The organism is Enterovirga sp., assembly GCF_028290205.1.
Taxonomy (GTDB): Bacteria; Pseudomonadota; Alphaproteobacteria; order Rhizobiales; family Beijerinckiaceae; genus Enterovirga.
In genome coordinates this window covers 1-9,366 of sequence record NZ_JAQGKF010000038.1, presented here as the reverse complement: position 1 = coordinate 9,366, position 9,366 = coordinate 1, and the positions used below count along the sequence as shown (strand labels likewise).

The 9,366-nt window shown below is 72.3% G+C and carries 11 protein-coding genes; 1 reads left to right on the top strand and 10 read right to left on the bottom strand.

All coding sequences use genetic code 11. The features are described from left to right. Nucleotides 1-80: 80 nt before the first annotated feature. The 9 genes from JWR86_RS02890 to JWR86_RS02850 form a co-directional block, all read right to left on the bottom strand. Complete coding sequence (locus JWR86_RS02890) at nucleotides 81-407, bottom strand: DUF1476 domain-containing protein (protein WP_299560499.1); 327 nt, start codon at nucleotides 405-407, stop codon at nucleotides 81-83. A gap of 102 nt (nucleotides 408-509) precedes the next feature. After that, nucleotides 510-1,781: an FAD-dependent oxidoreductase gene (locus JWR86_RS02885; protein WP_299560496.1), complete on the bottom strand. Its 1,272-nt coding sequence runs from the start codon at nucleotides 1,779-1,781 to the stop codon at nucleotides 510-512. Nucleotides 1,782-1,890: 109 nt separating this feature from the next. Continuing rightward, nucleotides 1,891-2,541, bottom strand: a complete 651-nt coding sequence (locus JWR86_RS02880) for a DsbA family oxidoreductase (protein WP_299560493.1) — start codon at nucleotides 2,539-2,541, stop codon at nucleotides 1,891-1,893. A gap of 14 nt (nucleotides 2,542-2,555) precedes the next feature. Further along, entirely contained in the window at nucleotides 2,556-3,155 is a 600-nt protein-coding gene (locus JWR86_RS02875; RefSeq protein ID WP_299560490.1) for a DsbE family thiol:disulfide interchange protein, read from the bottom strand. Then, the gene (ccmD, locus tag JWR86_RS02870) at nucleotides 3,148-3,315 is read right to left on the bottom strand and encodes a heme exporter protein CcmD (protein WP_299560487.1); all 168 of its coding nucleotides are present in this window, start codon (nucleotides 3,313-3,315) and stop codon (nucleotides 3,148-3,150) included. Before ccmD ends, JWR86_RS02875 begins: the two co-directional genes overlap by 8 nt. After that, complete coding sequence (locus JWR86_RS02865; protein WP_299560484.1) at nucleotides 3,315-4,085, bottom strand: heme ABC transporter permease; 771 nt, start codon at nucleotides 4,083-4,085, stop codon at nucleotides 3,315-3,317. Before JWR86_RS02865 ends, ccmD begins: the two co-directional genes overlap by 1 nt. 50 nt (nucleotides 4,086-4,135) lie before the next feature. Beyond that, a complete protein-coding gene (gene ccmB / locus JWR86_RS02860) occupies nucleotides 4,136-4,792 on the bottom strand; it encodes a heme exporter protein CcmB (RefSeq protein ID WP_299560481.1) in 657 nt (218 codons plus the stop codon). After that, nucleotides 4,789-5,421, bottom strand: a complete 633-nt coding sequence (gene ccmA, locus JWR86_RS02855; protein WP_299560478.1) for a heme ABC exporter ATP-binding protein CcmA — start codon at nucleotides 5,419-5,421, stop codon at nucleotides 4,789-4,791. Before ccmA ends, ccmB begins: the two co-directional genes overlap by 4 nt. A 30-nt stretch (nucleotides 5,422-5,451) precedes the next feature. Continuing rightward, a complete protein-coding gene (locus JWR86_RS02850; protein ID WP_299560475.1) occupies nucleotides 5,452-6,105 on the bottom strand; it encodes a DNA-3-methyladenine glycosylase 2 family protein in 654 nt (217 codons plus the stop codon). A gap of 20 nt (nucleotides 6,106-6,125) precedes the next feature. Between JWR86_RS02850 and gluQRS the strand changes: the two genes are divergently transcribed. Further along, entirely contained in the window at nucleotides 6,126-6,995 is an 870-nt protein-coding gene (gluQRS, locus tag JWR86_RS02845) for a tRNA glutamyl-Q(34) synthetase GluQRS (protein ID WP_299560472.1), read from the top strand. A gap of 4 nt (nucleotides 6,996-6,999) precedes the next feature. Here the strand turns inward: gluQRS and JWR86_RS02840 are convergent, their stop codons facing one another. Continuing rightward, nucleotides 7,000-9,021: a M23 family metallopeptidase gene (locus tag JWR86_RS02840; protein WP_299560469.1), complete on the bottom strand. Its 2,022-nt coding sequence runs from the start codon at nucleotides 9,019-9,021 to the stop codon at nucleotides 7,000-7,002. Nucleotides 9,022-9,366: the final 345 nt, after the last annotated feature.

Here is a 9,366-nt window from a genome sequence, read left to right as displayed (position 1 = left end):
CGGGCGGAGCCACACGCCTCCGCCCGCGCGCCTGGACGGGCCTCGCCGGCGATGCCGCCGCGAGCCCGCCCGGCGCTGATTCAGCTCTTGGCGCCCTGGATCTCGTCGATCGCCCGGCCCAGGAGTTCGTCCATCTTGGCCCGAAGCGCGCTCTCCCCGACATCCACTCCGGCCGCATCGAGATCGGCCTTCACCTTGCGGATCACGTCGGCGTCGCCGGCTTCCTCGAAATCGGCCATGACGACGGACTTCGCGTAATCCTCAGCATCGCTGCCGGTGCGGCCGAGCCGTTCGGCGACCCAGAGCCCGAGCGCCTTGTTGCGCCGGGCCGTCGCCTTGAAGCGCAGCTCCTCGTCATGGGCGAACTTCTTCTCGAAGCCGTCCCGTCGGTCGTCGAACTGGGCCATGAAACGGTGTTCCTCCTCCTCGACCGCGTCCCGCGCGGGCCTGTCCACGATATGTGTTCACGGCCAAGCTTTTGCAAAGCCGCGGGGCCGGGGCGGTGCCGCTTAGGCCGCAGCGAGCGCGGCCCAGAGCGCCTTGAGGTCGACGGAGAGGTCGGCTGCGTGTTCGGGCTGAAGAGGGGTTCCGCTGGCGAGAAGCCGCCGCGCCAGCATGTGGTCGGCTGGCCGGTTGACGGATTCGACGCTGACGAGCCGGTCGTCCCGGTAGCGGAACACCGAGAAGGCGCCGCTCGAGGGCTTGCCGCGCAGAACGGAGCCGTCGCTCCCGTCGCCCAGCCCTGCGATCTGGAGCTTGTAGGGGCCCTGATCGCTCCAGAACCACGGCACGGCCGCATAGCGCTCCAGGCCGCCGCAGAGCCGCGCTGCGACGCAGCGGGCCTGATCGACCCCGTTCTGGACGGATTCGAGCCGCACGAGCCCGCCCGAGACGGGGTCGGGAAAGCGCGCGCAGTCGCCAATCGCCGAGATCCGGGGGTCGGAGGTCCTGAGATGGGCGTCGACGACGACGCCGTCGCTCACGGCGAGCCCTGCAGCGGCGGCCAGCTCGTCGTTCGGCACGACGCCGATCCCGACCAGCACGAGCTCGGCCGCAACCTCGCGGCCGTCCGCCGTCTCCACCCCGGTCGCCCGGCCGGCGGAGCGGAGGATCCGCGTCGCGACGGCTCCGAATTCCAGACGGACGCCCATGCCGGCGTGAGCGTCGCCGAAGAAATCCGAGACAGCGCCGGACACCATGCGGGACATGGGTCGCGAACGCGCCTCCAACACCGTCACGGCGATCCCGAGCGAGGCCGCGACGGCGGCGAATTCGAGCCCGATGAATCCCGCTCCGACCACGACGGCCCGGCGCAGTCCGGCGAGCCGCGACCGGAGCGCCTCCGCGTCGGCCAGGGTTCTAAGCTGGAACACCCCGTCCAGCTCCGCGCCCGGCACCGGCAGGGGCCGGTTGCGGGATCCGGTGGCGAGGACGAGGTGGCCGTAGGCGAGTTCCGCGCCGGAGCCGAGACAGACGCGCCGGCTCACTCGGTCGATGGCCACGGCCCGCTCTGCGGCCCGCAACTCGATGCCGCGCTCGGCATAGAAGCTCCCCGACCTGAGCCTCAGCGCGGCCTCGTCCGCGTTGCCAGTGAGGTAGGCCTTGGACAGGGGCGGGCGCCCGTAGGGGAGGCCCGGCTCCTCCCCGATCAGCACGATCCTGCCGCGGTGGCCGTTGTCGCGCAGCGATGCCGCCACCTGGAACCCGGATTGGCCGGCTCCGACCACGACGATCGCGGCGTCGCGCTGGTCGCCGCTTTCCCGCTCGTCGCTGTCAGCCAATCTCACACCCTTGCGCCACGTTCGACCGGGTCTCGGCACGGCTGTGCATCGGCGCGCGACCTTGATCCAGGGCCGCCCAGCCGGCAAGCAGCCTGGCTATGGCGGCGCCTCAGGCCGTCTCGGACAGCCCCGACGAGGCCCGGTCCCGGAGCACGTCGATCCAGCTTTCGGCCGGCTGCGCGCCCGACACCGCGAAGCGGCCGTCCAGGATAAAGAACGGCACGCCCGTGATGCCGATCTCGGCGGCCCGGCGCTCCAAAGCGGCGACCTCCCGGTCCACCTCCGGGTCCTGCAGCGCGGCCCGGGCGAGGTCGCGATCGAGCCCCTGGGCGGCCGCGATGTCGAGCAGCACCTCCTCGGTGCCGATGTCGCGCGCCTCCTCGAAATACCCGACCATCAGCGCTTCGTTCAGAGCGCCGCTGCGGCCCTCCCGGTCGGCAAAGGAGATGAGCCGGTGCGCCTTGCGGGTGCTGGGCGTCACGGCGATGCGGTCGAACCGGAAGCTGATTCCCTCCTCCCGGCCGCGCTCCGTCATCTCCCGGTCCAGCATCTCGGCCCGCTCCTGGCCGAACTTGCGCGCCCGGTACTCGGCCCGCGGCATGCCGGCCGGGGCCATGTCCGGGTTCAGCTCGTAGGGCAGCCAGGTGACCTGGGCCTCCGCCCGTTCGCCGGTCGCGTCCAGCGCGCGCTCCAGCCGGCGCTTGCCGATCAGGCACCAGGGGCAAATCACATCGGAGAAGACCTGGATCTGGATGGGCATCGGGATGTCCTCGGTCAGCGCGGTGGGCCGGATGCCGCCCGGATCTTGGCCCGGAAGTCCGCCATGCCCTCGGGTGTGAGGGGGCCGACATGCTTGTGCCGGACCGTGCCGTCGGGTCCGACCACGAAGGTTTCGGGCACGCCGTAGACGCCCCATTCGATGGCGGCGCGGCCGTTCTCGTCGGCCCCGAGGGCTGAAAACGGATTGCCAAGCGTCGCCAGGAAGCGCTGGGCCGCGTCGGGCCGGTCCTTGTAGTTCAGCCCGACCACCTTCACGGCGGGATCGCGCGCGAGCTCCATCAGCAGCGGATGCTCGATCCGGCACGGGGCACACCAGGAGGCCCACACGTTGAGGACCGTGACCTGGCCCTTGGCCAGATCGGCCGAGGACAGGCCGGGCAGGGGCGAGCCCTCCAGCGGCGGCAGCGCGAAACTCGGCGCCGGGCGGCCGATCAGGACGGACGGCACGCGCGACGGGTCGCCCGATCCGAGCCGAACGGCGAAGAGCGCCGCGACGGCAAGAAAAATGGCGACGGGCAGAAACAGGAGCGGCCGCATTCCCCTGGGCTGAGTCGGCGGCGTGGAGGCGCCGCTCGCCTCGATGCTGTCAGACATCGGACCGTCCCCCGGGGCCGGAACGAGGCTCCTCGAACGCGGCCAGCGCCCGGAGCTGGGCGCGGTGGTCGCGCAAAGCCCAGAGCAGCAGGGTGGCGGCCACGAGGGCCGTCACGCCATAGGCGGACCAGATATAGAAGCCGTAATCGGGGGCGGGCATCAGGCCGAGGCCGCGTAGGGGGAGAGGTTCGGCACCGAGGCGCGGTCCAGCCGCTCCGCCTCCAGCAGGGCCAGCCGGCGCACCCGCCGCCGCAGGACCTCCGTCCGCATGCCGAGCAGGTGGAGGACGAAGCCGAAACAGGTGAACGCCACCGCCATCACCAGAAGGGGCTGCAGAATGGACGGGTGGATGGTGGGCCCGGACAGGCGCAGCACCGATGCCCCCTGGTGCAGCGTGAACCACCAATCCACCGAGAACTTGATGATCGGGATGTTCACGGCCCCGACCAGCGTCAGGATCGACACCGCCCGGGCACCCGTCGCCGGGTCCTCGATGGTGCGCCACAGCGCCAGGATGCCGAGATAGATGAGAAACAGGATCAGCATGGAGGTGAGGCGGGCGTCCCATACCCAGTAGGTGCCCCACATGGGCTTGCCCCAGAGCGACCCGGTGACGAGGCAGATGAGGGCGAAGGCGGCCCCGATCGGGGCCGCGGCCTTCTGCGACACGTCGGCCATGGGGTGGCGCCAGATCAGCGTGCCGAGGGCTGAGGCCGCCATCAGCATATAGAAGGACATGGCGAGCCAGGCGGCCGGGACGTGCACGAACATGATCCGGACCGTCTCGCCCTGCTGGTAATCGGGCGGGGCGACCATGAGCGCGAGATAGAGGCCCCAGCCGGCGAGCGCGGCCGTGAGCAGGCACAGCGGCGGCAAGAGGGATCGGGACCAGCGCATGAAAGCGCCGGGGCGGGCCATGGTCGTCAGCATCGCGTCATTCTAACCTTGGCTCCTGCCGCTTCAATGCGGCGTGGGCGCCGTCACTCCGCCGGCCGGAGCGCGGCGGCGGCCGCGAAGGTGCCGATCACGGCGGCCCCGAGCGTCAGGCCGACCAGGGCGAGAAGGGCGGGCCGGGCCGCCTCCCGCGAGGGATCGGCCGCCGCGACCCCGAAGATCAGCACTGGCACGGTCAGCGGCAGAACCAGAACGGCCAGGATGAGGCCGCCGCGCCGCAGCGTCGCGGTCAGGGCGGCGCCGACCGCGCCCAGGCAGGTGAGGGCGGGTGTGCCGACCAGGAGCGCGAGCGAGGACGTTGCCATCGCCTCCGGGCTCATGGCCAGGAGCAGCCCGAACAGTGGCGCGGCCAGCGCGAGCGGCAGCCCGGTCACGAGCCAATGCGCCACGACCTTGGCCAGAACCAGCACTTCCAGCGGCGCGGCCGAGAACCGGAGCAGGTCGAGCGAGCCGTCCTCCTCGTCGGCCTGAAACAGCCGGTCGAGCCCGACCAGCGTGGAGAGCAGAGCCGCGATCCACAGAATGGCCGGGCCGATCCGGGACAGGAGATTGAGGTCGGGCCCGAGCGCGAACGGGATCAGCGTCACGACCATCAGGAAGAAGACGAGGCCGAGCCCGCCCGATCCGCCGACCCGGGACGCAAGGGCGAGGTCGCGCCGGACAAGGGCCAGAAAGGCGGTCACGGCAGGTCGTCGGGGGAGGGCGGCGCCGGGGGCGGCGGTGACAGCGAGAGCTCGCGCGCCCCGGGGATGGGCAGGGGCGCGTGCGTCGCGGCCACCAGCAGCCCGCCCTCGGCCAGATGCGCGTCCAGAAGGTCGAACAGCACGGCCCGGCCCTCCCGGTCGAGGGCGGTGGTCGGTTCGTCCAGGAGCCACACGGGCCGGCGCGCCACAAGAAGGCGGCCCAGCATCACGCGCCGGCGCTGCCCGGCCGACAGGTATCCGACGGGCAGACCGGCCGCCGCGCCGATCCCGAGTTTGGCGAGCGCCTGCCCAGGTGCAATCCCAGCCGATCCCAGAACGGCCGCCGCGAAGGCAAGGTTTTCCGCTGCCGTGAGCGACGGTTTCAGCCCATCCCGGTGGCCGAGATGATGCACGCATTCGGGCCGGGAGCGCTCCCCCGTGCCGGCCAGCGTGATCCGCCCCTCGGCTGGCCGCAGCAGGCCGGCGATGGCCGCCAGCAGGGTCGATTTGCCGGCCCCGTTTCGGCCGGTCACCAGCAGCGCCTCTCCGGCGCCGAGCGACACCGTCAGGCCCGTGAAGACGAGCCGACCGGCGCGTCGGCAGGCGAGATGGTCGAGGCTGAGCTGCAACGGGGAGGTCCGGCTGGAGCGGCCGGCCTATCACGCGGCGCCGGGCGGGGCGAGAACACCCTCGCGCGACCGCGCCTGCCGGTACAGGGTCCAGAGCATATAGGCCGCAGCGGTGCGCCAGGGCCGCCACCGCTCCGCCAGTCGCAGGAGCTCGCCCGCCGACGGGCGGGACGGCAGGCCGTAGGCGAGCCGCGCCGCCTCTTGCAGGGCGAGGTCGCCGGCCGCAAATGCGTCCGGGTGCCCGAGGCAGAACTTCAGATAGATTCCGGCCGTCCAGGGCCCGATGCCGGGCACACGGGTGAGCCGTGCCTCGGCCTGCTCCGGCGGCAGCCCGGGCAGGTCCTCGAGCCGCAGGTCGCCGGCCGCGAGGGCGCTTGCCAGCGCCCGCACAGTGCGGATCTTGGGTCGCGACAGGCCGAGAGCGCGCAGGTCCTCGTCCGCCGCGGCCGCGACCCGGTCGGCCGTGAAGGGGTCGAAGGCGGCGGTGAGACGCGACAGGATCGCGGCCGCGCTGGCCGTCGAGACCTGCTGCGCCGTGACAATGGCGACGAGCCCGGCGAAGCCCGGGTCGCGCCGCCGGAGCGTCGGCCGGACACCGCGGGCCAGGAGCCCGGCCATGACCGGGTCCTGTTTGGCGAGTTCCGCGACGGCGGCCCCGAGCGCTTCCGGCGAATCGATCAGCATGGCGCCCGGCCGGCCGCCGCATGACCCGGCCGGTCTTCCGTTTCGCCCCGAGCCCGAACGGCAGGCTGCATCTCGGCCACGCCTATTCGGCGCTCCTGAACGACCACATGGCCCGGCGGGCCGGCGGGCGCTTCTTGGTGCGGATCGAGGACATCGACCCGCACCGGTCCAAGCCCGAATTCACCCGCGGCATCCTGGAGGACCTGGCCTGGCTCGGCCTGCGCTGGGAGGAGCCGGTGCGCCTGCAATCGCGCCACCTCGCGGATTACGGGCGCGCCGTGCGCGGCCTGCGCGAACGCGGCCTCGTGTATCCGTGTTTCTGCAGCCGGGGTGATATCCGGCGCGACGCCGCCGCCTTGGCAGGCGGTCCGATGCCGCGCGATCCGGACGGGTCGCCGCTCTATCCTGGCACCTGCCGCCACGGCGATCCCGAGGAGGCGCGGGCCCGGATCGCGGCCGGCCTGGTGCCGGCCTGGCGGCTCGACACCGCCCGGGCGCTGGCCGTGGCGGGCGGCGCACCGGACTGGACCGCCTTCGACCGGGGCGGGGAGGAGCGCCGCGTCCCGTCGCGGCCGGGGCTCTGGGGCGACCCCGTCGTGGCCCGCCGCGACGTCCCGACGAGCTATCACCTGTCCGTCGTGGTGGACGATGCCGTCCAGGCCGTCTCTCATGTGGTGCGGGGGAGGGACTTGGAATCCGCGACGGACCTCCACGCCCTGCTCCAGCGCCTGCTCGGCCTGCCGGCCCCGCGCTACCACCATCACGACCTGGTCCTCGACCCGGCCGGCCGCAAGCTCGCCAAGAGCCTCGGCTCCGTGTCTCTCGACGACGCCCGCCGGGCCGGCGCCCATGCGGCCGCGATCCGCCGCGATCTCGGCTTTCCGGCCTGACCGTTCAGCGCGCCTCGCTCGCGGCGAGCTGGTTCGAGGCGGCCCGCTTGCTCAGCGCGTCGATCTGGTCGCGCTGGCGGCCGAAATCCTGCAGCGCCCGGCCGTCGAGCTCGCGCCCGCGCGGCACCCGGATCTTCATGGGGTCGACGAAGCGGCCGTTGACCACCACTTCGTAATGCAGGTGCGGCCCGGTCGAGAGGCCCGTCGAGCCGACGAAGCCGATCACCTGGCCCTGGCGGACCCGCATGCCCGGCGCGATGCCCCGCGCAAAGGCGGATTGGTGATTGTAGGTGGTGACGTAGCCGTTCGTGTGCTGGATCTCGATGCGGCGGCCATAGCCGCCGTCCCAGCCGGCCTTGGTCACCGTGCCGTTGCCGGCGGCCAGAATGGGCTGGCCGATCCGGGCCGCCCAATCCACACCGGTATGCATCTTGGCGTAGCCGAGGACCGGGTGGGAGCGGCTGCCGAAGCCCGAACTCATGCGGGCGTCCAGGATCGGCTTGCGGACCAGAAACTTCTTCAGCGAGCGCCCGGCTTCGTCGAGGTAATCGACCGAGCCATCTTCCGCCTGGTAGCGGAAGATGCGGCGGACGTCCGAGCCCAGCGTCAGCGCCGCGGACAGGATCTCCGCCCGGTCGCCGCCTTCGTCCTCGGCGGCGAAGAAGATCTCGAACGAATCGCCGGGCGAGACGCGGCGCTGGAAGTCGACGTCGTAGCCGAAGATGCGGACCAGATCCTCCACCGTCTGGCGGGGCAGGTCGTGTTTCAGCGCCGTCTCGTAGAGGCTGTCATAGAGCCGGGCGCCGGAGCCTTCCGTCTCCTCCTCCTCCTCGTCCTGGCCCGGCCGATTGTCCGGCCGGCCCGTTTCCGCCGGAGGCGGCGCGACCGACACGAAGGCGCCGCGGTCGTTCATGGCGGCGATCGCCTCGATGCCGCGCTCCCCGTAGAGCACGGCCCGGAGCACGGCGCGGGGCTGCCCGGGCCCGGTCGGCGGCGCCAGGAGGAGGCGCAGGTGCAGACCTTCGGCCGTCCGGTCGCGGCCGCCGAGGGCGCCCACGATCTGGCGCGCCTCCTCGGCCGTGGCGGCAGCGCCCCGCAGTGCCGCGTCGAGCGTCTCGCCGCGCTTCACCGTGACCGTTCGGTCCTCGAATGCGACCTCGCCGGCCCTCGCGGCCGATTTCGGCAGGTTGGTGACGTTTTCGGGAACGACGCGGACCTCGATCGACCGGAAGGTCGGGTCGCTCGTGCGCGGAAACAATCCGGGAGAGCCGGCGGCGGCGCCGACCGGGGTGGCAAAGGCCCGGGGCAGAAAGGTCGGGAGCGCGGCGGACAGCCGCCCGGCCTGCTCGCTGGACCGGGCCTCGGCCTCGAGCTGGGCCAGGACGTCCGCGTCCGTCAGGCCCGGCCCGGCCGGTTCGAGTAGCATGGTGGAGAGGTCGGTCTTCACCACCGAAACCTCCGCGTCGAAGGCCTCCGGCGGCGGCTCGACGCCGCGCTCGGCCTCGGCGGAGGCGAAGAAGCGCATCGGGTTGAAGGCCGGGATGTTGGTGGCATAGACGCCACTCGTCAGGGACAGGCCCGTGGAAATTCGCGTGAAGGACCGGACCTTGATGACCTCCCGATCCCCGGACCGGAGAGTCATGGGCGCCCGGTAGCTCTGTTTGGCCGCCGCGACCGTCTCGGCCCGGACCAGCTTGTCGCCCTTGCGCAGCCCGCCGCCCGCATTGGCGCGGCCGCCCGCGGCCGGGGCCGGCTCAGCCGGGGCCGCGAAGGTCACCTCGCCCTGGGACGAGACATAGATCGCGGACCCGATCAGGAGCGTCCCGGCCAGGGCCGTGAGCACGCTCGCTCCGAGCCAGCGAAAACTCAGCGCATGGCGGCCGGTGGGCGCGGACGGGGAGTCCAGATCGAGGGCAGGATCGTTGCCGAGCTGCCAGGCGCCCCTGGCCAGCCGCGCGGCGCCCCCGCGCGTGTCGGGCGCGCCGCCGCTGAAGGCGAGGCGGTACGGGGAGGGGTGAAAGCTCAAGAAGGGACTCGCCTGCTGCGCGCTGCCACGACCATGTCTGGGCTCCAGCCTCCCCTACACCACGCCGACCCGACGTCCCGCCACCTGTCGCCGACCCATGTGGCCGGACCGTGACGTCCTTGCCGGAGAGGGGACCTTCTTGTCCGAGAGATGGAACCCGCGCGCCTGCGAGGGCGGCCCGTCTCCGGGCACAGGGCGCGCAAGGCGGCCGGTCGGCTTTGTTCCGGGTGGTTTCGGCAAAAAGTTGGATTTTGGCGTTGACAGGTCGGGGGGGGTTCTCTAAATCATCCTCATCGACGGCGGCGCTGACAACGGCCCGCCGGCACCGCTTCCTCGGCTCTTCGG

Coding starts and splice junctions, on each gene's coding strand:
- JWR86_RS02865 (WP_299560484.1), bottom strand. CDS start 4,085: ATGCTGACGACCATGGCCCGCCCCGGCGCTTTCATGCGCTGGTCCCGA.
- gluQRS (WP_299560472.1), top strand. CDS start 6,126: ATGACCCGGCCGGTCTTCCGTTTCGCCCCGAGCCCGAACGGCAGGCTG.
- JWR86_RS02890 (WP_299560499.1), bottom strand. CDS start 407: ATGGCCCAGTTCGACGACCGACGGGACGGCTTCGAGAAGAAGTTCGCC.
- JWR86_RS02850 (WP_299560475.1), bottom strand. CDS start 6,105: ATGCTGATCGATTCGCCGGAAGCGCTCGGGGCCGCCGTCGCGGAACTC.
- JWR86_RS02880 (WP_299560493.1), bottom strand. CDS start 2,541: ATGCCCATCCAGATCCAGGTCTTCTCCGATGTGATTTGCCCCTGGTGC.
- JWR86_RS02875 (WP_299560490.1), bottom strand. CDS start 3,155: ATGTCTGACAGCATCGAGGCGAGCGGCGCCTCCACGCCGCCGACTCAG.
- ccmD (WP_299560487.1), bottom strand. CDS start 3,315: ATGCCCGCCCCCGATTACGGCTTCTATATCTGGTCCGCCTATGGCGTG.